Genomic DNA, 24,033 nt, shown 5'->3' on the forward strand with positions numbered 1-24,033 from the left:
CAGTCTCCGTGACGACGCCGAAGCTGGCACAAGGACGGCTTGTGTCACGGACTGGTTCCTGGTTTTGCGTGGCGTGCGCGAACTACTGAGACTACGATGCGCAACCTGAGCGCCACGAGAGTCAATCAATGACGCTATTGTCGGTGAACTTTTGCGGGTGAAGCCGCGTTCACCCAGATTCGCGGGGAGGATCAAACATGCCGATGTCGACTCGTCATGGTCTGCAACGATGGGTGCGAGCCTGGGGGCTCGGGCTGCTGCTCGGTGGAGTCGCAGCGCAGGCACTGAGTGCCGAAGCCAGGCGCGAAGACTGCGAGAAGTCGTACAAGCCCTCGACCGGGCAGGCCGGCAAGGACGTGGTCTGGGTGCCGACCAACGATCCGCTGGTCACTCGAATGCTCGAGATGGCGCATGTCGGTAAGAACGATCTGGTGTATGACCTCGGCGCCGGCGACGGCAAGATCGCGATCGCCGCGGCGAAGCAGTTCGGCGCTCGTGCGGTAGGCGTGGAATACAACCCGGAAATGGCGCAACTGGCTCAATGCATGGTGCGCGCCGAAGGGGTCGGCGACCAAGTCAAGGTCATCCAGGGCGATATCTTCGAGACGGATTTCAGTGCCGCCACCGTGGTCACGCTGTACTTGCTGCCGGAACTGAATCTGAAACTGCGCCCCACCATCCTGAAGATGAGGCCGGGCACGCGCGTCGTCTCGCATTCGTTTCTGATGGACGACTGGCGGCCGGATGAGAGCTCCGTGTCGACCGACGGCGCGGCTTATCTGTGGATCGTGCCGGCCGATGTTTCAGGCAAGTGGACTTTCAAGCAGGAGCGCGGCAAGGACAGCTTCAATGTGAATCTGGTGCAGACCTTCCAGAAGCTGTCAGGGACGGTGGGCAAGCGCAGCGATGACGTCAGCAACGCCGAAGTGCGTGGCACTCAAGTGGAGATGATGTTCTCGGAAGGCAATGTACAAACGCGTCTGAAGGGAGTGGTAACAGGCAATCGCATCGATGCGCAGGTGACTCGCAACGATGTGACCTCGAACTTCGTGGGCACCCGTCTCTAGTGAGCAGATCGCTCGACGGAGAGCGCGCGCCAGAGGGAATTGCCACGCGCTCGGCGGCTTCAGACGTACCGACGCCGACGCTCAGCGTCTTCGATGCGATCATGATTACGGTCGGCATCGTCATCGGCGCGGGCATCTTCCAGACGCCTTCGCTGGTCGCCGGCATTGCCGGTTCACCCACGACAATGCTGTTCGCGTGGGTGTTGGGTGGCGTGCTGTCGCTGGTCGGCGCGCTCACCTACGCGGAGTTGGCCGCCACCTATCCAAGCGCGGGCGGTGATTACACCTTCCTTACGCGCGCCTACGGTAAGAATGTGAGCTTCCTGTTCGCCTGGGCGCGCAGTGCTGTGATCTGCACCGGCTCGATTGCGCTGCTCGGCTTCATCCTGGGCGACTATCTCACGCGCCTGTACAGTTTCGGTGAGTACTCCTCGGCAGTGTATGCGACGGTGGCTGTCGTGGTGCTGACCGTCGTCAACCTCATCGGGCTGCGCAGCTCCTCGCGCGTGCAAAACGCGCTCACGTTGCTGGAGATCGGTGGGGTGTTGGTGGTCGCCATCGCCGGCATGACCTTGGAACCTTCGGCCCCGGTCGCCGCAACAGCTGCGTCGGAGGGGGTAGGGGCGTTCGGTCTCGCAATGGTGTTCGTGCTGCTGACGTTCGGCGGTTGGAACGAAGCGGCCTACGTCTCGGCCGAGGTTCGCGGCGGGCCGCGTGCGCTGGTGCGCACGCTGGTCATTTCGATCGGCATCATCACGATCGCGTATTTGATTTTCGTGGCCAGCGTGTTGCACGGCCTGGGCCTGGAGCAGCTCAAGGCGAGCAAGGCCGTCGGCATCGATGTGATGGAGGGCGCGTTGGGTCCGTTGGGCGGCCAGTTGCTCGGCGTGATCGTCGCGATCTCGGCACTCACGTCCATGAACTCGACCATGATCGTCGGCGCGCGCAGCAACTACTCGGTGGCGCAGGATTGGTCGGCGTTGCGATTCATGGGGCAGTGGCAGGGCACGCGCCATGCGCCTATCGTGGGGTTTGTCGTTCAGGCCGTGATTGCGCTGGCGCTCATCGCCTTCGGCGCACTGGAGAAAGACGGCTTCTCCACCATGGTGGAATTCACCGCGCCGGTGTTCTGGTTCTTTTTCATGCTCAGCGGTATCGCACTGTTCGTGCTGCGTCGACGGGATCCGGAACGCGAGCGGCCATTCCGTGTGCCGCTGTATCCGGTGCTACCCCTGATTTTCATCGCGACGTGCGCGTATCTGCTCTATTCGAGCATCACTTACGCCGAGTCGCAGCACGCAAGCTATGTCGCGCTCATCGTGATGATCAGTGGCGCGGTGGTATTGCTGGGCTTGCGCCTTCGCGGAGCTAAGGCGACTTGAGGCCCTTGCCGGTTGCTGCCCAATAAATCCCACCGTACAAGTGGTGCATGAACACTTGATCGGAGTAGGTGGCCGGCAGATGTCCCAACGCCGTATAAAAGGCGCGGCCGCCGTCATAGGGCTGATACCAGCTGATCGGATGCATGGGCACGGTCTTGGCTTCCGCCCGGCGCTGCTCCGTAGGTTCATACGTCGATTCGTCCACCGAGAGCAGATAGCGCAGTGACGGCGAGCGAGACGCGTCGAACTCGTACCATTCCTCGGTGGTCAGGAAGCGCGGTGCAAAGCGTTCCATGCCGGGAAAGTCGCGGCTCTCGACATTGACCATCGCGGTCTGGATCGCGGGATGACGGCGGAACATGTGCCCGACCATCTTGGTGTACCAGGGCCATCGATACTCGGTATCGGCAGCGCTGTGCACGCCGACGAACCCTTTGCCGCTGCGAATGTAGCGCTCGAACGTAGCCTGTTGCTCGTCGTTCAACACATCGCCCGTCGTGAGCAGGAACATGACCGCCGCGTGCTTGGTCAGCTCGTCTTCCTTGAACAGCCGATTGGGGTCGTCGGTCCAGAACACGTCGAAGTGATGCAGCTTGCCGAGCCCGCGGATGGCCGTGACGGCTTCATTGATGGACTCGTGGTGCCAGCCGGCGGTCTTGCTGAACACTGCCACGCTGAACTGCTGCGCAAAGGCTGCCGGCGCGATCAGGCAGCCGAGCAGACTCAATAACCAGGTGCTCGAATATTTCATGGGACATCCATGGCCAAAGGACGGCCAGCATCTTGCGCCACCCAGGCCGCTCGCCGAAAGCCCCTCGCGAGGCTCAATTCACGCTGAGGGCTCGCTCGACGAACGTGGTGATCGTCCGAGTCAACCGGGTCCGATTGACTTTCTTGCTGTCGGCGATGGCTGCATCGACGCCGCCGTGCAGGGCGTGAAAGAACATGATCGCGGTGGAGCGGGGCTCCTCGGCGATCCAGGCGCCAGCCTTCGCGCCTTCGCTCAGCAGCGTCGTCAACTGGTCGATCACCGGGTTGTTGCTCATCGAATGGCGATCGTACGGCTGGGCCTCATGGAAGATCACATCGTGCAGCCGGACGTGTTCCAGATAGCCCTCGATGACGGTTCTCACCCAGACTTGAAGTTTCGGCCGCCAGCGATCCGGCCCGCAGCGGTCCATGGCGATCTCCAGACGCTCCAGGAAGCCGGCAACGAATCGTTCCTGCAGAGCATGCAGCAGCGCCTCCTTGGAAGGGAAGTACAGATAGAACGTGCCTTTGGCGACCTCGGCAGCGCTGGCGATGTCATCGATGCTGGTGGCGCCGATGCCTTTGTCGACGAAGAGTTGTTGAGCGGCATCGAGCAATTCTTCCCGCCGCAGCTCGGCGGGCTTGGTGCGTGGACGGCCCCGTGCTCGAACGGGTGCCACCGTCACTATGCAACCCCAGCGAGGCTGGCTTCGACCGCCGCGCGATTGAAGGCGAGCTCGTGCGGCCGGAAGGCTCGTGCCTCGAGCCAGCACAGTGCCGTGCCGATCGTTGCAAAGGTCGCGGTGGGAATGCCGAAGAACTCGTGCGTCCCCATGTGCGGCACTTTTTCATAATGAGCGCAGGGGATGACGGAGGCGAGCGCGACCACGTTGCGTCGAATCTGACGACGTTGCGCATCGAGCCACCAGCTCAGCGCGCGGTCGCGCTCGGCCAGCAGCCCTTCGTCGCAGGCGCTGAAGATCTGCAGGGCTGCGAATGGCTCGTTCCACGACAGCCAATCGCGCCAGCGCGCCGCGACCTCGCGCAGGTCGTCCTTCAAGGTGGCGCTGTCGATGATGGAAACGACCAGTGGCCACTGGCTCACGTCGTGCTGTGTCATGACCAAATAATGACTGGCGGTCAGTCAGTAGTCAAGGCAGATGCGAACGGATCGCATTTGGCGATATCGGGCGCAGGGTCTCATTGACCCCTTGCAACGGACTTCCCACGCGCCCAGGCTGACCCTTGCCACAGCGGTGGGGGCGAGCATGAAGAGCGGATTGGACTTGCGAAGCGCGTTGTTCATGGGGCTGCTACTGACGGTAATGGCGAGCGCCGCCGAGCATAGTCATTCCTCCTTGGGCAAGGTCAACTTTGCGGTGTCGTGCACGGCACCGGCGCAGACGCAGTTCAACTACGCGATCACGCTGCTCCACCATATGACTTACCCGCAGGCGCGGGAAGCGTTCGAACAGACCCTCCAGACCGAACCAAGTTGTGCCATGGCTCACTGGGGCGTGGCGATGACCTTGTTTCAACCGTTGTGGCCGACGCGTCCGGATGCGGCTGCGCTGGCCCGTGGCTGGGACGAGGTGCGCAAGGCAAAGTCGTTGCCATCGAGCACGCGTGAGCTGGAATTCATCGCCGCAGCGGAAGCATTTTTCGCGCCGCCCGAATCGACTGATTACTGGACGCGCATTCGTCGTTGGGAACAGGCGTCACGACAAGCCTACGAAGCGCTGCCCGGCGATGACGAGGCGGCGATCTTCTACGCGTTGTCCCATCTGGCGACGACACCTGCGAGCGGCAATCTGCGAGAACACGCGGACGAGTCCGCGGCGATTCTGCTGAAGGTGTATCAGAAGCAGCCGGACCATCCGGGCGTGATGCATTACCTCGTGCATGCCAACGACGTGCCGGGCCGTGAGCGCGAGCTCCTGGACATCACCAAAAAGTATGAGTCGATCGCGCCGAACAATCCTCATGCGCTACACATGCCGACGCATATCTATACGCGTCTTGGCGATTGGGATGGCGTCATCAAGGGTAACTTGCGAGCGGCCGACGCCGCGTTGTTACATCCGGCGGGTGAGCGGGGCGAGCTGGTCTGGGACGAGTTCGCGCATGCCATCGAGTATCTGATCTACGCGTATTTGCAGCAGGGTGCGGATGAGGAAGCGGCGGCACAGCTGCATCGATTGCAAAGCACGCCGCGCATGGAGCCGAGCTTCAAGACTGCTTTTCATCTCGCCTCCACGCAATCTCGCTATGCGCTCGAGCGACGTGATTGGAAGGCGGCGTTGCAGATCGAACCGCGCACGCCAACGTACCTCGATTGGGATCGTTTCATGTGGGCCGAAGCGACGGCCCAATTCGCCCGCGGCCTCGGTGCCGCTCATCTCGGGAAGAATGAAGAGGTGCAGCTCGTGCTGACGCGCCTTGATGAGTTGGAAGGCATCGCGCGCAAAGCGGGCGAGGATCAATTTGCTCGCACGATCAAAGTGCTGGATTTCGAGCTGGCAGCCTGGTCCGCACATGCACAGCATCAGGAAGCAAAGAGCATCGAGATCATGCGGCAGGCGGCCGAGCTGGAAGTCGCGACGCCGAAACATGCCGTGACGCCTGCGCCGACGTTGCCTGCGTACGAGCTGCTGGGCGATCTCTATAGCGAACAAAAGAAACCGGCCGAGGCGCTTGCGTCCTATCAACAATCACTGCAGCTGTATCCAAGGCGCTTCAACAGTCTGCTCGGTGCGGCTACAGCGGCGCGCGCTGTTGGTGACACGGCAAATGCGCGCGCTTTCTACACTCAGCTGCTCGAATTGGCGGCGCCAGATTCGCCGCGATTGGCGGTCAAAGAAGCGAAGCAGTACTTGGCAATGCGATAGTCACGCGGCGAGCTTCGCGGCAGCCTTGCGGCATCGTTCGAGCAATCGCGCATCGCCTGACTGCTCTGCATACGCAACGAACTCTTCCTTCGGACCGCGCCACTGAAGCGCATCGACGTTGTCGAACAGCGGGGCGTCGGTGCGTAGGGTCGCGAGGCGCTTGAACAGCAGCGCTTGATCCATGCGCTCGGCGCCGAGCACTTCTGCGGGAAAGTTTTCGATCGGTCCATATTTGTTCACGAGCCGCGCTGCGCCCACGCGGCCGATGCCTTCCAGCCCGGGATAGCCGTCCGCGGTGTCGCCGACCAGCGCCAGAAAATCTGGAATCAGCGCGGGCGGCACACCGAACTTTTCCTGCACCTCTTTGGCATTGCGCATCGCTTTGCTCTTACGATCCATCTGCACGATGCGATCCTCTTGCACGCATTGGGCGAGATCTTTGTCCGGCGTCCAGATGCAAATCTTCTCGACGCGAGGATCCGCAGCGGCGAGGTGAGCGGCCGAGGCCAGCGCGTCATCCGCTTCCAGCTCCACCATCGGCCAGGTTGCGATGCCCATCGCAAGCAACGCTCGTTCCAGCGGATGAAATTGCGCCCACAACGCGGGGTCGATGCCTTCGCCGGTCTTGTAGCCCGCCCACAACTGATTGCGAAACGACTCGATCACGTGATCGGTCGCGACGCCCACGTGGGTTGCACCTTGTTCGATCAGCTCCAATACGGTGTGCAGCACGCCATTGGCGGCGCCGAGCGGCTTGTCTTTACCCTTATTGAAGCGGCGCAGACCATAGAAATGACGGAACAGCTCGTAAGTGCCGTCGACCAGATGAATGACCATGCGCTCGCCCATGAAGAGGTGGAGGGATAGTCTGACACAATCGGCTTGCCCGCGACCGGGCAGGCTCGGGCGACGTGCCAGCAGGGTGTGTTAAGTTACGCCGTACCCCTGGAGACCGTCGCTGGAATGACTCAATTCGATGCTCTGTTCGGCGGCCGCTCGTTCGCGGCCATCCTCTTCGACATGGATGGCACGCTGCTCAGCTCCATCGAGGCGGCGGAAAGAGTCTGGACCCGCTGGGCCGCTCAATTCGGCATCGACGCACGCACATTTCTGCACGACATTCATGGCCGGCGCGCGGTGGACTCGGTACGCCGATTGAATATTCCCGGCATCGATCCGGAAGCCGAGGCAAATGCAATCACGCTCGCCGAGATCGAAGATGTCGAAGGCGTGCATGCGATCCCGGGTGCGCGAGAATTTGTCTCCAAACTTCCACAGGATCGCTGGGCCATCGTCACGTCGGCGCCACGAGCGCTGGCCGTTCGGCGACTGGCGGCGGCGGGATTGGCGACACCGTCCGTCTTCATCACCGCCGAAGATATTCCCAGAGGCAAACCTGATCCTGCGTGTTATCAGCTCGCCGCCCGCCAGCTCGGATGGAGCGCCGATGATTGTGTGGTGTTTGAAGATGCGGCCGCGGGCATTCGTGCCGGTGAAGCTTCCGGAGCCCCAGTGGTGGTAATCACCGCCACACATCAGCACCCCATGGACACCCATCATCCCAGCTACCTGGATTACAACAACTTAAAGGCCACGGTCCGTCCAGACGGTCGATTGCAGATCGGTTTGCATTCGACAAGGAAAATCTGACATGACAGTTATTCCGCGGTCGGGGTCTCGCGAGGGCCTCGGATAGTGCGACAATGTCCGCAGCAATGAGGATCTCGTCATGGCAGATTTTTCAGCGTTCCCGATCACCAAGAAATGGCCGCCCCGGCATCCGGACCGGTTGCAGCTATATTCGTTGCCCACGCCCAATGGCGTGAAGGTGTCGATCGCGCTGGAAGAAATCGGCCTGCCGTATGAAGTGCATCGGGTCAGCTTCGACACCAACGATCAGCTGACGCCGGAATTCCTGTCGCTGAGCCCCAACAATAAGATTCCGGCCATCATCGATCCGAACGGGCCGGGCGGCAAGCCGCTGCCGTTGTTCGAGTCGGGCGCCATCCTGATTTATCTGGCCGACAAGACCGGCAAGTTGCTACCGCAGGATCCTATCCTGCGCTACCAAACCATTCAGTGGGTCATGTTTCAGATGGGCGGCATCGGGCCGATGTTCGGCCAGGTCGGGTTCTTCCATAAGTTCGCCGGCAAGGAAATCGAAGACAAGCGGCCGCGCGATCGTTACGTCAACGAATCGAAACGTCTGCTCGGCGTGCTCGACAAACACCTGGAAGGCAAGAGCTGGATGATGGGCGACCAATACACCATCGCCGACATCGCCATCTTTCCGTGGGTGCGCAACTTGGTCGGGTTCTATGAGGCGGCCGAGCTGGTGGGCTTCAAAACCTTCCTCAACGTGCAGCGAGTGCTGCGGGCGTTCCTGTCGCGGCCCGCGGTGGAAGCGGGTTTGAATATTCCGCCGACACCGCCGAAAAACTAACGCCGTTACAAATCGGCGAGTGGATGTCTCGAGTCCGGCCAGTCGGGCGCTGCGAAGTGCCCGTCGATCCACTGCGAGGTGATCGCATCCAAGGTGCGCGGTTGCCACTGCGGCTTTTGATCCTTGTCGATCAACAATGCGCGCACGCCTTCAGGGAAGTCCGGCCGGGCGCAGCACTGGAGTGCAACGATCAGCTCGAGTCGAAACGTCTCGGCGAGATCGAGTCCACGCGTGCGGCGCTGAAGTTCGAAGCCCAACACGGCCGAAGTCGGTGATCCGGCGGCAAGCGTTGCGGCGGCACGCTTTAGCCACTCCTCTTTACCGTCGTAGCGAACAATCCGAGACACCATGTCCTCGACGGATTCGCCGTCACAGAACGATTGAATCTCTAGCTCGTAAGTCTTGAAGTTAGGCGCCGGCATCATGTCAGTTGCGCGGCTCGCGAACTCGCGGAGCAGGGCAGAGAGCACGTTGCGATTTTCGGTCGCGTCGGCGGTCCACATCGCTTGTGGCAGGCGTGCAAACAAGGCGTCTCGATCCGCGGAGCGCAGCGAGTAATCGGCGAGGCCGCCAACGAGCGCATCGCTGCCGTTGATCTGCACGCCAGTGAGTGCCAGGAACAGTCCGGTGCGATTCGGCATCCGCTGCAGAAACCACGTCGCGCCCACGTCGGGGAAGAATCCGATCGTGATCTCCGGCATGGCGAGGCGCGATGTTTCGGTGACGACGCGATGACTCGCACCGGCCATCAATCCGAGTCCGCCACCGAGCACGATGCCGCTGCCCCAGACCAGGAGCGGCTTTGGATAGCGATGTAACAAATAATCCAGCCGATACTCTTCGGTGAAGAAGGCCAGCGCCGTGGGATTCGGCATGACGCCTGGCTGCTCCTTCACGGCTTTGTAGAGACTGCGAATATCACCGCCGGCGCAGAAGGCTTTCTCGCCCGCGCCGTGCAGCACAACGCACGCGATTCCCGGATCCTCCGCCCAGCGCCGCAGCTGCGGATCGAGCAGCCGGATCATGTCGAGCGACAGCGCGTTCAACGATTTCTCGGCGTTGAGCTTGGCGAAGCCCAGACGATAGCCGTGTTGCGTGGGAACTTCTTCGAAGCGCACGCAGGCGCTTGCGGCATGCGCCGAGGTTGGGGAACCGGAATTCATCGCGGAACTATCAAGAACCTTTGTTCGGATTGATCAGGTACTTCTCACCGGTCGCGCGCCGGTTGTAGGCCTGGATCACTTCGGGCTGCAGAGCCTCGATCAACGAGATCTCCGCGGTGTAATGACTGGCGAAGGTGGTCTTCAGCTCGGCCACGATGCGCTCGCGCAGCTTCTGCGTCGCTTGCGGGCCGATCTTCTCCAGGAACCAGGTCAGCAGCCAACCGCCGACACCCCACGCCATGCCGACGTTGGTGCGATCGATCTCGATCGGCCGCGTATCGAGCACGCCATACGTGTACACCTGCTTGTGCACTGGCGAGCCGTAGCGGTTGAAGGTCGTGATCTTGCGGTTGATGGCGGCTTCCATGGCGATCAGGATTTGATTGGCGAGCTTGCCGCCGCCGACTGCATCGAAGGCCAGCGTTGCGCCAGTCGCCGCAAGCGCGTCGGTGAGCTCCGCCATGAAGTTCGGCGAGGTGCTGTCACAAATGTACTTCGCACCGATCTTGCGCAGCGTCTCGGCCTGTTCAGCACTGCGCACGATGTTCACGAGCGGCACGCCGTCCTTCTGACAGATCTTGCTGAGCATCTGCCCCAGATTCGACGCGGCGGCGGTGTGAACCAGCGCGGTGTGATTCTCACGCCGCATGGTCTCGACCATGCTGAGCGCGGTGAGTGGGTTGATGAAGCAGGAAGCACCTTCAGCAGGCGTGGTTCCTTCTGGCAGCACCAGACATGCGGCGGCTTTGACGACGCGATACTGCGCGTACATGCCGCCACCGAGTGCAGCGACGGTTTTGCCAACGAGTTTCTGCGCGTCCGCGCCCGCCTTGACGACGACACCAGCGCCTTCGTTGCCAACGACCATAGATTGATCGACGCGTGGCGCCATTCCGGCCAGGAGGTTGGGTGGAATCTTTGCTGTCAGCGTCGGACTGTCAGCAGTACCGCCCGCTTTGGCGGTGGACATGTCGGCAGGGCCGAGCAGCAAACCGAGATCGGAGGGATTGATCGGCGAAGCCAACACACGAATCACGACCTCATCCGCCGCCGGCTCGGGAATCTGCACCTGACGCAACGACAGTTGCAGCTCACCGCCGGCGGTTATCAAGGATCGCAGCTGCAGATTGGTCTCGCTCATTGGAGGACTCGCGGTGTCGATTTAGAGGCGCAGGTTACACCACGGCACGATGTCGAATCACCCGCGATCGAGGACGCGCGATTTGTACCGACAGGCGAACCAACGCAAGCTCGCGGCCGTTACCGAGGCGTGCAACGACGCGGAGGCGACATGGCCAGCAAACGCAAGAACTCCCTCGTGGAGAACATCAACCGCCGCAAACGCGCGGGCAAGAGCAGACCGAAATCGCGCTCCACGGTCAGCAAGGAATCGTACGATCAGATGGAGCAGGGGTGGCCGAAGTCGACTTCGGCGAAGAAGAAGGCGACGACGCGAAAGAAAGCTACCTCATCGCGGAAGTCGAGTGGCGCCTCGAAGAAGAAGGCTTCGAAGGCTTCGAAGAAGAAGTGAGGTTGGCGGTGCAAGGCGGCCGTTGTTGCCGGAATGCGTTTGCGGCGTCGGTGGGTTGCAGCGCCAGGGTGGGGTGTCTCCTCCCGGCACCGGGCACGGCCGGAGCGCTAGCGCTCCTACACCGCACGTCCATGATGAGCCCTGCTGTTGCGGTCCCGTCCCTGTACCGCAAAGCTGCCGGGAGGAGACACCCCACCCTGGCGCTGCCGAGACGTCGGAGTGCGCGGTGAGGGTGAAGAGAAGAGAGCGCGGTAGCGTTAGGCGCTGCGCGGAGTTACCGCCTCGTTACCGAGACGTCGGAGTGCGCGGTGAGTGTAAAGAGAAGAACTCGGAGTCGCCAAGATGCTGAGACGCCGAGTTTTGCGTTCCACCGACGTCTCGGCAGCGGGAGGCTCAGGGATGTCCTCCCGGCAAATGGATCCATCCAGGGATGGTGGTCCATTAGCAGCCACATGGGCTCGGCGGTGTCTTTCAGCGAAGCACTGCTTCGCTCCGCCGAGCGGGTGTACATGGATGTACACCCTGGGCTTGCGCGGAGCAGGACTGCGCAGCGCAATGTGCAGCAAAGTCGCGCGCGTCAGCGCGAGCGAAGCGGAGCGACGGCGTGTGTCGCGGTGCCGGGAGGACATCCCTGAGCCTCCCGCTGCAGCCCACCGCCGCAGCAAACTCAGCCTTCCGCTGCAGCCCACCGCCGCAGCAAACTCAGCCTTCCGCTGCAGCCCACCGCCGCAGCAAACTCAGCCTTCCGCTGCAGCCCACCGACGCAGCAAACTCAGCCTTCCGCTGCGGGCCGCGACACATCAAACGCAAAGCTCTTATTCTTCGCCAGCGAGCCCACCACCCAGCACGCGGTACAACGTCACCACGTTGTTACTAGCCGTGAGGCGAGCGGACACCAGCGACTTCTCCGCGTTATACAACGTGCGCTGCGCATCGAGCGCATTCAAGAACGTATCCACACCCTTAGTGTAGCGAGCATCGGCTAGCTGATAACTATCCGCCGCCGCATCGACCAGCGCGCGTTGCGCATTCAATTGATCTTGAATCGTGCCGCGGACGGCAAGAGCGTCGGCGACTTCCCGGAAGGCCGTCTGAATCGCGAGCTCATACTGCGAAACATACAAATCTCGCTGCGCGTTGGAGTAAGCCAGGTTCGCGACGTTCGCGCCTCCCTGAAAAATGGGCACGGCCAGATTCGCACCGAGGGACCAGATCGACGCACCGTCGCTGAACAGATTCGACAGCTCCGGGCTCGCAAGACCAGTGCTCGCCGTCAGTGACAAGCGCGGGAAGAATGCGGCGCGAGCGGCGCCGATGTTTGCATTGGCGGACTGCAATTGATGCTCCGCCTGCAGCACGTCCGGTCGTGATAGCAGCACCGACGATGACAGGCCCGCCGGCACATCTGCCAGCCACTGATGGTTTTCAGGCAGTTCCGACGGCAACAGCTCATCGGGAACTCGCCCGCCCGTCAGCAGCTCCAGTGCATTTCGATCCTGTGCGATCAACGCCGTTGTGTTGGCCAGATCCGCTTTGGCCTGCTGATAGATCGTTTCAGCCTGCCGCACATCGAGTCGTGACGAGACGCCGGCTTCCAGGCGCTTCTGCGTCACTTCCATCGACCGTTGTGCGCTTTCGAGGGTTCTCTTCGCCAGGTCGTAGCGGCTGTTGTCCGCTGCCAACGTGAGATAAGCGCTCGCCGTCTCCGCGATCAAGCTGATGCGCGTTGCTCGGCCCGCTTCCGAGGTGGCCAGATAGGTCTGCAGCGCAGCGTTCGACAAGCTGCGCACGCGACCGAACAAGTCGAGTTCGAAGGCGCTGAAGCCGAGGTTGGCCGTGTAGAACTCGTTTTCGAACGTCGAGCCCGCGACGCCGCCAAATGTGTTCAAGGTATGCTGTTGCGTACCGCTGACGGTGCCGTTGATCTTCGGAAGCAGGTCGGATCGCTGGATTCGATACTGCGCGCGTGCCGACTGAATGTTGGCGAGCGCGCTGCGCAGGTCGCGGTTGTTGGCGAGCGCCTGTTCGATGACCTTTTGTAACTTGTCATCTTGGATGAACTCGCGCCACGGCAGCTCAGCCGCCGTTTTCTCACTGGCTTGCGCCGGAGCGTAAGCGGCACCGCCGGGCCAGGTATCAGGCACGGGAGCCGCGGGGCGCTGATAGCGAGGGGCCATCGTGCAACCTGTCAGCACGAGCGAGACCGCAGCGGCGAGAGTGAAAGTGGAAGCGTGCTTACGCATGTTGAGCCCCTTCGCTGCGCACGCCGCCTTCCGGCGCCGGCACGATCGCGGGGCGATCCTTGAACAGCTTGCGGACCAGGACGAAGAACAATGGCACGAGGAAGATGGCGAGGACGGTTGCGGTCACAGTGCCGCCGACCACGCCGGTGCCGATGGAGATACGGCTGTTTGCGCCGGCGCCCGTCGAGACAGCCAGCGGCATCACGCCCGCGACGAATGCCAGCGACGTCATGATGATGGGGCGCAACCGCAGCCGTGCAGCCTCGATAGCGGCATCCATCAGATTGGCGCCTCGCAAGTAGGCGGCTTCGGCGAACTCGACGATCAGAATCGCGTTCTTCGCGGACAGACCGATGGTCGTCAGCAGTGCGACCTGGAAGTACACATCGTTCTCCAAACCACGCATCGTCGCCGCGAGGACGGCGCCGATGACGCCGAGCGGAATCACCAGCATGACCGAGAAGGGCACCGACCAGCTCTCATACAGCGCCGCGAGACATAGGAACACGACCAGGATGGAGACGCTGTAGAGCAAGGCTTTCTGGCCGCCCGCCAGACGTTCCTGATAAGACAGGCCGCTCCAGTCGAAGCCGGCGCCTGGCGGCAGTTTGCCGACCAGCTCTTCCATCTTGTCCATCGCGGTGCCCGAGCTGACGCCGGGGGCGGCCGCGCCTTGAATCGAATACGAAGCGAGACCGTTGTAACGGCTCAGGCTTTCCGGACCGTACGTCCAGTTCGTGGTTGCGAAGGCGGAGAAGGGCGTCATCGTGCCGTTCTGGCTGCGCACGTACCACTGCGCCAGATCGTCCGGTGACGAACGGAACGGCGCATCGGCTTGCATGTAAACGCGCTTCACGCGCGCACGATCGATGAAGTCATTCACATACACGCCGGCCCATGCAGCGCTCAGCGCCGAATTGACGTCAGAAAGTGACAAGCCGAGCGAGCTGGCTTTTGCCTGATCGATGTCGATATGCAGCTGCGGCGTGTCGGGCAGGCTACCGAGGCGCACGGCGCTGAGATCCGAATCGCCACGCGCGCTGCCGAGCAGTTGGTCACGCATCTGCGTCAGCGTCGCGCGGCTGGTGCCCGCATTCGCCTGCAACTGGAACTCGAAGCCGCCCGACTGGCCGAGGCCGGCGATCGACGGCGGATTGAGCGAGAAGATCTGGGCGTCGCGAACCGTGGACAGCGCCATGGTCGCGCGTTGTGCGATCGTGTCGGCGCGGTTTTCGATGCCTTTGCGCTCTTTCCAGTTCTTCAGGTTCACGAACGCCATGCCGGCGTTCTGGCCGCTGCCGCTGAAATTGAAGCCGGACAGCGTGAACAGGGTGTTGACGTTGTCTTTCTCGGTTTCGAGGAAATGTTTCTCGATGGTCTTGGCCACTTCCAGCGTGCGGCTCATCGAAGCGCCGGCGGGCAACTGGAACTGCACCATCACCTGACCCTGGTCCTCGGAGGGCAGAAAGCCCGTCGGCAGTCGCAGTAACAACAACGCCAGCGCCGCCGTGATCGCGCCGAACACCAGCATGCCTTGCAGGGGGCGCTTGAGTACTTTGAGAACGCCGTGCTCGTAGCGATTCACCGCGCGATCGAACGTGCGGTTGAACCAACCGAAGAAGCCGCGATGCTCCTGCTCGCCGTGCACTTTGAGGATCTGCGCGCACAACGCCGGAGTCAGGATCAGTGCGACCACGACGGACAGGATCATCGACGACACGATGGTGATCGAGAATTGTCGATAGATGACACCGGTCGAGCCGCTGAAGAAGGCCATCGGCAGGAACACCGCCGACAGCACGGTGGCGATGCCGATCAGCGCCGGCGTGATCTCGCCCATGGACTTGAGCGTGGCCTCATGCGGGCCGAGACCCTCTTCGCGCATGATGCGCTCGACGTTTTCCACCACGACGATGGCATCGTCCACCAGCAGGCCGATCGACAACACCATCGCGAACATGGTCAGGGTGTTGATCGAATACCCGAACACTTGCAGCACGGCGAACGTACCGAGCAGCACCACCGGCACCGCGATCGCTGGAATCAGGGTCGCGCGCCAGTTCTGCAGGAACACGAACATCACGATGACCACCAGCACGATTGCCTCGATCAGCGTCTTCACCACTTCCTCGATGGAGATCTTGATGAAGGCGGTGCTATCGCGTGGGAACGAAATTTCGTAGCCGTAGGGCAGGGCGGAGCGCAGCTCGTCGACCACTTTGCGCACGCCTTCCGCGGTGGTGAGTGCGTTGGCGCCGGGGGCGAGTTTTACGGCAAGACCCGATGCCGGATGGGCGTTCGCGCGCGACACGGCGTCGTAGCTTTCGCTGCCGAGCTCGACGCGCGCGACATCGCCGAGCCGCACGGTTGCGCCGCTCGGATCATTCTTGACGATGATGGCGCGGAATTGCTCCGGCGTTTGCAGTTTCGACTGCGCGGTGACCGTCGCGTTGAGCTGCTGGTCGGGCAGCGAGGGCATGCCGCCGATCTTGCCGGCCGACACCTGCGCATTCTGCGATTCGATGGCTGCCCGCACATCGCTGGGCATGAGGTTGTACGACAGCAACTTCGCGGGGTCGAGCCAGATGCGCATCGCATATTGCGCGCCGAACACCTGCACACCACCCACGCCGTGCACGCGAGCAATCGGATCCTGCAGGTTGCTGACCAGGAAGTCGGCGAGATCGCTGGCCTGGCCGCGATCGGTGGTATCCGACACCGCCACGATCATCAGGAAGTCATTTTGCGACTTCACGACGGTCACGCCCTGCTGCTGCACCGACGAAGGCAGGCGCGGCAGCGCCTGTTGCACCTTGTTTTGAACCTGAACCTGCGCGGTATCCGGGTTCGTGCCTTGCTCGAACGTCACTTGAATGTTGGCTTGGCCATTCGAGCTGCTCGATGAGGAGAAGTACAACAAGCCGTCGAGACCCGTGAGCTGCTGCTCGATGATCTGGGTGACGCTGTTTTCAACGGTCTGCGCATCCGCGCCGACATAGTTGGCCATGATCGCGACGGTGGGCGGCGCCACGTCCGGGTACTGCGCGATCGGCAGCGTGGTGATCGCTGCCGTGCCGGCCAACATGATGACGATGGCGATCACCCACGCGAAGATGGGGCGCCCGACGAAAAATTTGGCGAGCATCGATCAGCCTCCGGTCGTCGGGGAGGCCGTTTCGGCGGACGCTGCTTTGGTACCCGTGCCCATATCCACGGGATTCACGAGGTCGCCGATGCGCACCTTGCTGGTGCCTTCGACGATCAAACGATCGCCCTCGGCCAGGCCGTTGCTGATCAGCCAGCGATCGCCGATGGCTCGCTCCGCCACCAGCGTGCGTTGCTCGACCTTGTTATCCGCAGTGAGTACCAGCGCGGTCGCATTGCCTTTCACATCGCGGGTGACGCCTTGTTGAGGCGCGAGGATCGCGGTCGTGCTGACGGCCTGATCGAGCACCGCCCGCACATACATTCCTGGCAACAGCACGCCATCGGGATTCGGGAATTCTGCGCGCAAGGTCACTGAGCCGGTAGACACATCGACCGCCACTTCCTGGAATTTGATGGTGCCGGCGTGGCTGTAGTGCGAGCCGTCTTCGAGCTTCAGGTGCACATTTGCCTGGCCGGACTTCATGCGGGCATCGCCGATCAGGCGGCGTAGCTTCAGCAGCTCGGCGCTCGATTGCGTCATGTCCACATAGATGGGATCGAGCGTGCGGATCGTGGCCAGCGCGGTTTCCTGGTTGGCGGTCACGAGCGCCCCAGGAGTCACACTCGACTTACCGATGCGGCCGGAAATGGGCGCGCGTACCTGCGTGAAGTCGAGATTGATTTGAGCGCTCGTCAGCGACGCCTCCATCTGCGCGACGGACGCAAGCGCCTGCTCATACGCCATTCTCGCGTCGTCGGCTTCCTGCTGAGCCACGCCTTCGATGGCGAGCAGTTCCCCAAAGCGTTGCGCTTTCAGGCGCGTAGCTTCGACCGATGCTTTGGCGTTGGCCAGCCCGGCCTTCGCTTGGGCGGCCGCCGCTGCGTAGGGGGCCGGGTCGATCTCATACAGCACCTGGCCCGCCTTGACCTGCGCGCCCTCTTCGAAGCGACGCGACTTGATGATGCCCGAGACCTGGGGTCTCACATCCGACATCAGATAAGAGGTCGTGCGACCCGCCAGCTCGGACTGCAATACCAATGGCTGCGGCTGGAGCGTGATGAAACCGACCTCGGTCGGGGGGCGCTGGCCGCCACGAGCCTGATCTTTCGAACACGCGCCGAGCGTGAGCGCGACGGTCGCGATCAACAGGGCAAGGCCGGTGCGCAGTTGCGGGGCAGAGGCGGGGATCGGACTGGACAGTCTGAAAGACATTGGACTAATCTGCGGCCAGGTTTGAGTGTGAACGTTCATTCTCAAGCGCGAGCATTATGCCGAGCCCGGAGGCAAAGACCCAGGGTCTAATTGTGAAAACAATGTGAACATCTCTGTGCCCAAGGAAAACAAGCGACCGGTCAAGGAGTTACGAGACCAGCTCCGACGAGACCAAATCGTCTCCGCGGCGCTTGCGTGCGTGGTTCGCCATGGCTTTCACGGCGCCAGCATGGGGCAGATCGCCGCCGAGGCGCAGATGAGCGTCGGACAGATCTATCGCTACTTCCCCAGCAAGGAAGCCATCGTCCACGCCATCGTCGAGCGCATCGTCGCCCGCCGGCTGGAATGGATGGTGGATCCTGAGAAACGGATCGATTTCGCGGCCTGGTTTGCCAATCGGCGTCATGTCGATGCGTCCGAAGAGGAGCGCAGCGAGCGCGTCCTGCTGCTGGAAATCACAGCGGAAGCCACTCGCAATCCCGCGGTCGCCGAAATCGTGCGCGCAGCCGACCGGCGGCTTCGTGGGCCGGCGGTGGAGCTGGTTCGGTGCAATTATCCCGAACTTACCGAGGAAGAGGCGGCTGCGCGTGTGGAATTCGTGACCGTGCTGTCGGAGGGTAGCGCGTTTCGCAGCGTTACCGAGCAAATTGGCTGTCCGACGCTGCTGGAAGGCATTTATCGCGACGTGCTCCAGCAGCTGTTCCCCCGCATGACGGAGCGTGGATTGAGTTAGAGCCCTGATCGGGCAGCCCGGCACGCGCTACAATCGTCGACCCCAACATTGAATTGAAGCCGGTTCACGACCGGTGCGGAGGGCGTGGACGAATGATCCCGGCTCAACAAGCGCTGCAGCGCCTGCGCGACGGCAACCGTCGCTTCGTTGCCAGCATCGGCAGTAACGACGTGCATATGCAGCTCGCCCAAGGCGTGGCGCTCACGCAGGAACAGCAGCCTTTTGCCATCATCCTGGGTTGCTCCGATGCACGCGTGCCGGCGGAGATCGTGTTCGATCAGGGACTCGGCGATCTGTTCGTGATTCGCGTCGCCGGCAATGTCGTCGCGCCGTCGCAGGTCGGCAGCGTCGAATTCGCAGCCTCGCGTTTCAATACGCGCCTGGTCGTCGTGCTCGGTCACTCCCGCTGTGGCGCCGTGCTCGCGACCATCGAAGAGCTGCAACGGCCCAAGGAAAACCAGTCCATCAATCTGCGTTCCATCGTCGATCGCGTGCGGCCGTCGGTCGAAGGGCTGATGCGCACCGAGCTCAAGAACGATTTGCATACGCTGGTGGGTCATGCCGTGCGCTCGAATGTCAGTGCGTCGGTCGATCACCTGCGGCACGGCTCGGCGCTGCTGGAGAATCTGATCCGGCACGAAGGCCTGATGGTGGTCGGCGCCGAATATTCCCTGGAAACCGGTGTGGTCGAATTCTTCGATGGCGTCTGATGTCGATGCCGCGTTCATGGCGCGAGCCATCGAGCTTGCGCGTGAAGCTGAACGTGCCGGCGAAGTGCCGGTCGGTGCGGTGGTCGTCAAGGACGGTGTGATCGTCGGTGAAGGCTGGAATCGGCCCATCAGCACCAACGATCCGACCGCGCACGCCGAGATCGTTGCGATGCGAGCGGCGGCGCAGAACCTTTCTACTTATCGACTGTTGGATACGACGCTGTACGTTACCCTCGAGCCGTGCGCGATGTGCGCGGGCGCGATGGTTCATGCTCGCGTAAAGCGTTTGGTTTATGCCGCGACCGACCCTCGGGCCGGCGCGTCAGGATCCATCTTCAATATCACGCAACACGCGGCGCTGAATCATCGGCTCGATTGTGAATCCGGTGTGCGGGCGGAGGAGTGCTCCGCCATGCTCCGGGCATTCTTCGTCGCGCGCCGCTGATGCTATAAACTGCGTCCATCCAAGCCAGCAAGCGGTTCACTCGAACCCAGCCAGCCAAACACCAAAAGAGCTGGGAGAGTGACATGCGAATTTCCTCGAGGACGGCGGTAGCCCTGGCGCTTGCCGTCGCCGCCGGTACCACACACGCGCAGGATTTTTCCGGGCAGACCCTCGAGACGGTGCTGATCACCGCCAAGCGCGACGACCGTGTCAGCAAGGGCGCTATTGGTCTGGACCTGGACATCGCCGATACGCCGCAATCCATCAGCGTGGTGACCAGCGCGCAGATGGACAAGTTCGGCGCCAATAACATCAATGATGCGTTGCGACTTGCCACCGGCATCAACGTCGAGGAATGGGAAACGAACCGCACCAACTACATGGCGCGCGGTTTCGAGATCAAGAACACGCAGGTCGACGGCGTGGGGCTGCCCAATGACTGGGGCATCGTCACCGGCGCCATGGACGCGTTCGGTTATGAGAAGCTGGAAGTCATTCGCGGTGCGAATGGCTTGCTCACGGGCGTTGGCAACTCCTCTGGCACGATCAACTACGTTCGCAAGCGTCCGACCAACGTTACCCAGGGCAGCATCGAGGCCAGCGGCGGCTCGTTCGATCAGCGCCGCATCGAAGCGGACTATTCGACGCCGTTTACCGCCGACGGCAAGTGGGCGGGACGCCTGGTGGCCGCCGCCGAAGATCGGGACTCGTACCTGCGTGATCTGAGCAACGATCGAACGTTCGTTTATGGCGTCATCGACGGTCAGCTGGGCGATCGTTCCACGCTGACCCTCGGCGCGTCCTATCAGGAAGCGAACACCGATGGGAACATGTGGGGCGCGCTGGTACTGGCGTACAGCGACGGCACGCAAGCTGAATTCGGCCGCAGTGCCTCGACCACGCTCGACTGGACATTCTGGGATACGAAGTACACCACGGCGTTCGCGGAATATACATTCAAGCTGAGCGAGGCCTGGGATCTGAAGGCCACTTACAACTATCGCAAGTACCAAGACGACAGTAAGTTGTTCTTCGCGTTCTCGATGACGGGCATCGATCGCGACACGGGGCTGGGTCTGCTGGGTTACCCCGGGAACTGGTCATCGCAGGACGAAGCGCACTTGTTCGAAGCGTCGGTGAACGGCACGTTCGAGCTGTTCGGCCGCGAGCACGAAGCGATGCTGGGGCTGAGCTATGGCAGCAGCGATCACCTGCAACAGCAGCGGCCGGCCGATGACAACGATCCGAGCTGGGGCAGCCTGCCGTCGTTTCCGTATCCAGGCAATGCGTTTGCCGAGCCGGCGTGGGGGCCGGTCGTGGAGTATGGCATCACCAATCAAGCGCTCACGCGCGGCTTTGGCGCCACGCGCCTCAGCGTGACCGACAAGCTGAAAGCTATCGTCGGTTTCAACTACGCTGAATATCACCGCGACGGTCATCAGACCGGTGAGCGGTTCGATCAGACCGAGAGCGAGATCAGCCCATACGCCGGCTTCACCTATCAGCTGCTCGAGCCGCTGATGCTCTATGCCAGCTACTCCGACATCTATCAGCCGCAGGATCAATATGACATCAACAACCGCTATCTGCCCGCCTCGAAGGGCCTGAACTACGAGGTCGGTTTGAAGGCCGAGTTGCTGGATCGGCGGGTGCTGGCGACCGTGGCGTTGTTCAAGGCGGAGCAGGAAGGCCTGTCGACGTATGCCGGCATGACGCAGGACGCGCAATACTATTACGAAGGCGTCGATGTGAATTCCAAGGGCGTCGAAGTGGAAGTGGTCGGTCGCCTGGGCGAGCACGTCGATCTGGTGCTCGGCTATACATCGCTGCAGCTCGAAGGTGCGCAGGGCGAAGATATCTACGAGTGGGTGCCGCGTCGAACCGCGAATGTCGTGCTGAGCGCGCGGCTGCCAAATTTCACGGCACTGTCATTTGGCGTCAACGGTCGGTGGCAGAGCGATATTGCCAAGGTGGATGAGTACACCAACGTCATGATTCGTCAGGACAGCTACGTGACGTTGAATGCGTTCGCGCGCTGGAATGTGACTGACAAGCTGCATGTACGGGCGAACGTGCGCAATCTCACGGATGAGAAATACCTCACCAGCCTGTATCAGATTGGTTTTTATGCCGCGCCTCGCAATTACGAGGTGGGGGTGGGCTACAAATTCTAACGAAGTTCGTGACAGCGGGGCGGCGTCCGGCCGCTCCGGGTCTCATTGGCTATAGCAATCTCTAATGCCGGGGGTGTAATTTGAATTAGGCGGCGAGGCGGCCACTGGCACACAATCGGCTCAAACTGGCTCATACGGGTCAAGCGAGGGATCATGCTTGAGGAGCGGACCGCGCTGATTCATACGCCCAACGTGGCCATCACCGTGGCGTTGTGCTTTCTGGTCGCCGTCGTCGAGGGCTTCGACATTCAGGCCATGGGGGTTGCGGCGCCCAAGCTGGCTCCGCAGTTCGGCTTCGATCCCCAGCAGATGGGCTGGATTTTCTCGATCAGCAACATCGGGCTGGTGATCGGTGCCAGCCTCGGGGGCTGGCTGGCCGACCGGGTCGGACGCAAGCCGGTGTTCATCGGTGCCGTGCTCGCGTTCGGCGTCTTCACATTGCTCACATCCTTGGTCGGCACGTTCGAGGCACTGTTCGTGGTGCGCTTCTGCGCGGGCCTTGGCTTTGGCGCGGCTTTGCCGAACATGATGGCGCTCGCCGCTGAAGTCAGCGCGCCGGAGAAGCGAGCTTCCACGGCCGCCGTCATGTTTTGCGGCATGCCGCTGGGTGGCGGCTCGTCAGCCTTGCTGACGCAGTTGCTGCCACCGGATTTCGACTGGCGCATCCTGTTCGAGATCGGTGGCATCTTGCCGTTGCTGCTCGCGCCAGCCATCTATTTCCTGATGCCGGAAACGTTGACCAAGAGCCCTGCAGGCGCGCCACGTACCAATGTGACCGCGGCATTGTTTGCCGACGGGCGCACACCCGCGACGCTATTGCTGTGGCTGGCATTCCTGCCGACGCTGTTGATCCTTTATCTCATCTTGAATTGGCTGCCGACCCTGGTCGTCGCGAACGGTCTGGATCGCGCGGTCGCGCCGCAAGCGTCACTCGCGTTCAATTTCGCGAGCGTGGTCGGTGCGCTGTGTTTCGGTACGCTGGTGGATCGGATGGACACGCGCTGGCCGATGACGTTTGCGTATGTGGGCCTGATCATCGCGCTCATTGCCTTGAGCGCCTCGAGCGGCTTGACCATGACACTGGTGCTCAGCGGGGCCGCCGGATTCTTCCTGCTCGGCGCGAACTACGCGCTCTATGGTGTCGCAGCCACCTATTATCCGCTGGCTGTGCGAGGCACGGGATCGGGCGCGAGCGTCGCTGTGGGGCGCGTCGGTTCGATCATCGGTCCTTTGCTGGCCGGTATGCTGCTCGGTGGCGGTACGAGTGCGAGCGGTGTCGTGCGGTACATGGTGCCGGTCGCCGTGATTGCCGGTGCCGCGGTCTTTGGCCTGAGCTTTTGCCGTCGGCCGCGTGAATGAGCCGCTATAGCGTTGCCTAATAGCTCGACGTGAAATTGAATTGGTCCGGCCCGGCGATGCGCGTCACACTGCCATGACGCGTTGGAGGATTTGAAAGTGTCAGTGGTGGTCAGAAACATTCCGCGGGCGGAGCGTCGGGTGATCGACGGGCTGGGCGAGTGCGGCGTCGCGACCGTGCACGAGGCGCAAGGCCGCACGGGATTGCTGGCGCCTTACATGCGTCCGATTTATGCCGGCGCGCGTATCGCAGGCTCGGCGGTGACGGTAAGTATCGCGCCGGGCGATAACTGGATGATCCACGTCGCTGCGGAGCAATGTCAGGCAGGCGACATCCTCGTCGTCTCTCCAACCTCCGTTTGTGACGCCGGATACTTCGGTGAGTTGCTCGCGTGCTCGCTAATGGCGCGCGGCGTTCGCGGGTTGATCATCGAAGCCGGCGTGCGTGACGTGAAAGATCTCACCGCGATCGGTTTCCCTGTGTGGTCGCGGTATGTCTCGGCACAAGGCACGGTGAAAGAAACCTTGGGTAGCGTCAACGTTCCCATCGTCTGCGCGGGCGCCTCGATCAAGGCTGGCGATGTGGTCATCGCGGATGATGACGGCGTTTGCGTCGTGCCACGCGAGAAGGCTGCGACCGTGCTGGAGCAATCAACCGCGCGTGAGAAGAGGGAAGCGGCTGTGCGCGCGCGCCTGAAGGCGGGCGAGCTGGGCCTGGATATCTACGGCATGCGTCAGCGCCTTGCGGAGAAGGGGCTGAAGTACGTCGATTCGTTGGAGTGACACGC

The 24,033-nt window shown here is 62.0% G+C and carries 21 protein-coding genes; 12 read left to right on the plus strand and 9 right to left on the minus strand.

Features of this window, described 5'->3' with window-relative positions:
• Positions 1-197 precede the first annotated feature (197 nt).
• Together D0550_RS12890 and D0550_RS12895 are read left to right on the plus strand one after the other, a co-directional pair.
• Positions 198-1,067 carry a class I SAM-dependent methyltransferase gene (locus D0550_RS12890; protein ID WP_206606246.1) on the plus strand — a complete coding sequence of 290 codons (870 nt, stop codon included), beginning with the start codon at positions 198-200 and terminating at the stop codon, positions 1,065-1,067.
• Entirely contained in the window at positions 1,067-2,449 is a 1,383-nt protein-coding gene (locus tag D0550_RS12895; RefSeq protein WP_206606247.1) for an APC family permease, read from the plus strand. The genes D0550_RS12890 and D0550_RS12895 overlap by 1 nt, the downstream gene beginning before the upstream one ends.
• On the opposite strand, the gene D0550_RS12900 is transcribed toward D0550_RS12895, so the two are convergent.
• The 3 genes from D0550_RS12900 to D0550_RS12910 all read right to left on the minus strand — a co-directional run bounded on the left by D0550_RS12900 (position 2,436) and on the right by D0550_RS12910 (position 4,319).
• Complete coding sequence (locus D0550_RS12900) at positions 2,436-3,200, minus strand: ThuA domain-containing protein (protein ID WP_116809605.1); 765 nt, start codon at positions 3,198-3,200, stop codon at positions 2,436-2,438. The two genes, D0550_RS12895 and D0550_RS12900, sit on opposite strands and share 14 nt — an antisense overlap.
• A gap of 73 nt (positions 3,201-3,273) precedes the next feature.
• The gene (locus tag D0550_RS12905; RefSeq protein ID WP_161965803.1) at positions 3,274-3,879 is read right to left on the minus strand and encodes a TetR/AcrR family transcriptional regulator; all 606 of its coding nucleotides are present in this window, start codon (positions 3,877-3,879) and stop codon (positions 3,274-3,276) included.
• A gap of 5 nt (positions 3,880-3,884) precedes the next feature.
• Entirely contained in the window at positions 3,885-4,319 is a 435-nt protein-coding gene (locus tag D0550_RS12910) for a hypothetical protein (protein ID WP_116809607.1), read from the minus strand.
• Between the two features lie 148 nt (positions 4,320-4,467).
• Between D0550_RS12910 and D0550_RS12915 the strand changes: the two genes are divergently transcribed.
• Complete coding sequence (locus tag D0550_RS12915) at positions 4,468-6,087, plus strand: tetratricopeptide repeat protein (protein WP_116809608.1); 1,620 nt, start codon at positions 4,468-4,470, stop codon at positions 6,085-6,087.
• Here D0550_RS12915 and D0550_RS12920 read toward each other — a convergent pair whose 3' ends face one another.
• On the minus strand, positions 6,088-6,924 hold the full coding sequence (locus tag D0550_RS12920; RefSeq protein WP_116809728.1) for a 5'-3' exonuclease: 837 nt from the start codon (positions 6,922-6,924) through the stop codon (positions 6,088-6,090).
• A 126-nt stretch (positions 6,925-7,050) separates the two neighbouring features.
• Between D0550_RS12920 and D0550_RS12925 the strand changes: the two genes are divergently transcribed.
• Together D0550_RS12925 and D0550_RS12930 are read left to right on the plus strand one after the other, a co-directional pair.
• Positions 7,051-7,737, plus strand: coding sequence for an HAD-IA family hydrolase (locus D0550_RS12925; RefSeq protein ID WP_116809609.1), 687 nt, complete (start codon positions 7,051-7,053; stop codon positions 7,735-7,737).
• A 79-nt stretch (positions 7,738-7,816) separates the two neighbouring features.
• On the plus strand, positions 7,817-8,530 hold the full coding sequence (locus D0550_RS12930) for a glutathione S-transferase N-terminal domain-containing protein (RefSeq protein ID WP_116809610.1): 714 nt from the start codon (positions 7,817-7,819) through the stop codon (positions 8,528-8,530).
• Positions 8,531-8,535: 5 nt separating this feature from the next.
• On the opposite strand, the gene D0550_RS12935 is transcribed toward D0550_RS12930, so the two are convergent.
• Both D0550_RS12935 and D0550_RS12940 read right to left on the minus strand, forming a co-directional pair.
• On the minus strand, positions 8,536-9,693 hold the full coding sequence (locus tag D0550_RS12935) for an enoyl-CoA hydratase/isomerase family protein (RefSeq protein ID WP_116809611.1): 1,158 nt from the start codon (positions 9,691-9,693) through the stop codon (positions 8,536-8,538).
• 10 nt (positions 9,694-9,703) lie between these two features.
• The gene (locus D0550_RS12940) at positions 9,704-10,834 is read right to left on the minus strand and encodes a zinc-binding dehydrogenase (RefSeq protein WP_116809612.1); all 1,131 of its coding nucleotides are present in this window, start codon (positions 10,832-10,834) and stop codon (positions 9,704-9,706) included.
• A gap of 150 nt (positions 10,835-10,984) precedes the next feature.
• Here D0550_RS12940 and D0550_RS35180 point away from each other — a divergent pair, with 150 nt between their 5' ends.
• Positions 10,985-11,224: a hypothetical protein gene (locus D0550_RS35180; protein ID WP_116809613.1), complete on the plus strand. Its 240-nt coding sequence runs from the start codon at positions 10,985-10,987 to the stop codon at positions 11,222-11,224.
• 815 nt (positions 11,225-12,039) lie between these two features.
• Here the strand turns inward: D0550_RS35180 and D0550_RS12950 are convergent.
• The 3 genes from D0550_RS12950 to D0550_RS12960 are packed head-to-tail and all read right to left on the minus strand — an operon-like array spanning position 12,040 to position 17,827.
• On the minus strand, positions 12,040-13,467 hold the full coding sequence (locus D0550_RS12950; RefSeq protein ID WP_116809614.1) for an efflux transporter outer membrane subunit: 1,428 nt from the start codon (positions 13,465-13,467) through the stop codon (positions 12,040-12,042).
• On the minus strand, positions 13,460-16,612 hold the full coding sequence (locus D0550_RS12955) for an efflux RND transporter permease subunit (protein ID WP_116809615.1): 3,153 nt from the start codon (positions 16,610-16,612) through the stop codon (positions 13,460-13,462). Before D0550_RS12955 ends, D0550_RS12950 begins: the two co-directional genes overlap by 8 nt.
• 3 nt (positions 16,613-16,615) lie before the next feature.
• Entirely contained in the window at positions 16,616-17,827 is a 1,212-nt protein-coding gene (locus tag D0550_RS12960) for an efflux RND transporter periplasmic adaptor subunit (protein ID WP_116809729.1), read from the minus strand.
• Positions 17,828-17,930: 103 nt separating this feature from the next.
• Here D0550_RS12960 and D0550_RS12965 point away from each other — a divergent pair, with 103 nt between their 5' ends.
• From D0550_RS12965 to D0550_RS12990, 6 genes are all read left to right on the plus strand, one after another.
• Complete coding sequence (locus D0550_RS12965; protein ID WP_116809616.1) at positions 17,931-18,560, plus strand: TetR/AcrR family transcriptional regulator; 630 nt, start codon at positions 17,931-17,933, stop codon at positions 18,558-18,560.
• A 92-nt stretch (positions 18,561-18,652) separates the two neighbouring features.
• Entirely contained in the window at positions 18,653-19,270 is a 618-nt protein-coding gene (locus D0550_RS12970; protein ID WP_116809617.1) for a carbonic anhydrase, read from the plus strand.
• Entirely contained in the window at positions 19,260-19,715 is a 456-nt protein-coding gene (gene tadA / locus D0550_RS12975) for a tRNA adenosine(34) deaminase TadA (RefSeq protein ID WP_116809618.1), read from the plus strand. Before D0550_RS12970 ends, tadA begins: the two co-directional genes overlap by 11 nt.
• An 83-nt stretch (positions 19,716-19,798) precedes the next feature.
• Positions 19,799-21,889: a TonB-dependent siderophore receptor gene (locus D0550_RS12980; RefSeq protein WP_116809619.1), complete on the plus strand. Its 2,091-nt coding sequence runs from the start codon at positions 19,799-19,801 to the stop codon at positions 21,887-21,889.
• A 153-nt stretch (positions 21,890-22,042) separates the two neighbouring features.
• Entirely contained in the window at positions 22,043-23,248 is a 1,206-nt protein-coding gene (gene mhpT / locus D0550_RS12985) for a 3-(3-hydroxy-phenyl)propionate transporter MhpT (protein ID WP_116809620.1), read from the plus strand.
• A 96-nt stretch (positions 23,249-23,344) separates the two neighbouring features.
• Entirely contained in the window at positions 23,345-24,028 is a 684-nt protein-coding gene (locus tag D0550_RS12990; protein WP_116809621.1) for a 4-carboxy-4-hydroxy-2-oxoadipate aldolase/oxaloacetate decarboxylase, read from the plus strand.
• Positions 24,029-24,033 lie beyond the last annotated feature (5 nt).

Source organism: Steroidobacter cummioxidans (genome assembly GCF_003104955.1).

Bases quoted from the DNA above. Each gene is read 5' to 3' on its own strand.
- D0550_RS12910 (WP_116809607.1), bottom strand. From the start codon at position 4,319: ATGACACAGCACGACGTGAGCCAGTGGCCACTGGTCGTTTCCATCATC.
- D0550_RS12900 (WP_116809605.1), bottom strand. From the start codon at position 3,200: ATGAAATATTCGAGCACCTGGTTATTGAGTCTGCTCGGCTGCCTGATC.
- tadA (WP_116809618.1), top strand. From the start codon at position 19,260: ATGGCGTCTGATGTCGATGCCGCGTTCATGGCGCGAGCCATCGAGCTT.
- D0550_RS35180 (WP_116809613.1), top strand. From the start codon at position 10,985: ATGGCCAGCAAACGCAAGAACTCCCTCGTGGAGAACATCAACCGCCGC.
- D0550_RS12925 (WP_116809609.1), top strand. From the start codon at position 7,051: ATGACTCAATTCGATGCTCTGTTCGGCGGCCGCTCGTTCGCGGCCATC.
- D0550_RS12960 (WP_116809729.1), bottom strand. From the start codon at position 17,827: ATGTCTTTCAGACTGTCCAGTCCGATCCCCGCCTCTGCCCCGCAACTG.
- D0550_RS12920 (WP_116809728.1), bottom strand. From the start codon at position 6,924: ATGGTCATTCATCTGGTCGACGGCACTTACGAGCTGTTCCGTCATTTC.
- D0550_RS12890 (WP_206606246.1), top strand. From the start codon at position 198: ATGCCGATGTCGACTCGTCATGGTCTGCAACGATGGGTGCGAGCCTGG.
- D0550_RS12950 (WP_116809614.1), bottom strand. From the start codon at position 13,467: ATGCGTAAGCACGCTTCCACTTTCACTCTCGCCGCTGCGGTCTCGCTC.
- D0550_RS12930 (WP_116809610.1), top strand. From the start codon at position 7,817: ATGGCAGATTTTTCAGCGTTCCCGATCACCAAGAAATGGCCGCCCCGG.
- D0550_RS12935 (WP_116809611.1), bottom strand. From the start codon at position 9,693: ATGAATTCCGGTTCCCCAACCTCGGCGCATGCCGCAAGCGCCTGCGTG.
- D0550_RS12980 (WP_116809619.1), top strand. From the start codon at position 19,799: ATGCGAATTTCCTCGAGGACGGCGGTAGCCCTGGCGCTTGCCGTCGCC.
- mhpT (WP_116809620.1), top strand. From the start codon at position 22,043: ATGCTTGAGGAGCGGACCGCGCTGATTCATACGCCCAACGTGGCCATC.
- D0550_RS12915 (WP_116809608.1), top strand. From the start codon at position 4,468: ATGAAGAGCGGATTGGACTTGCGAAGCGCGTTGTTCATGGGGCTGCTA.
- D0550_RS12970 (WP_116809617.1), top strand. From the start codon at position 18,653: ATGATCCCGGCTCAACAAGCGCTGCAGCGCCTGCGCGACGGCAACCGT.
- D0550_RS12955 (WP_116809615.1), bottom strand. From the start codon at position 16,612: ATGCTCGCCAAATTTTTCGTCGGGCGCCCCATCTTCGCGTGGGTGATC.
- D0550_RS12940 (WP_116809612.1), bottom strand. From the start codon at position 10,834: ATGAGCGAGACCAATCTGCAGCTGCGATCCTTGATAACCGCCGGCGGT.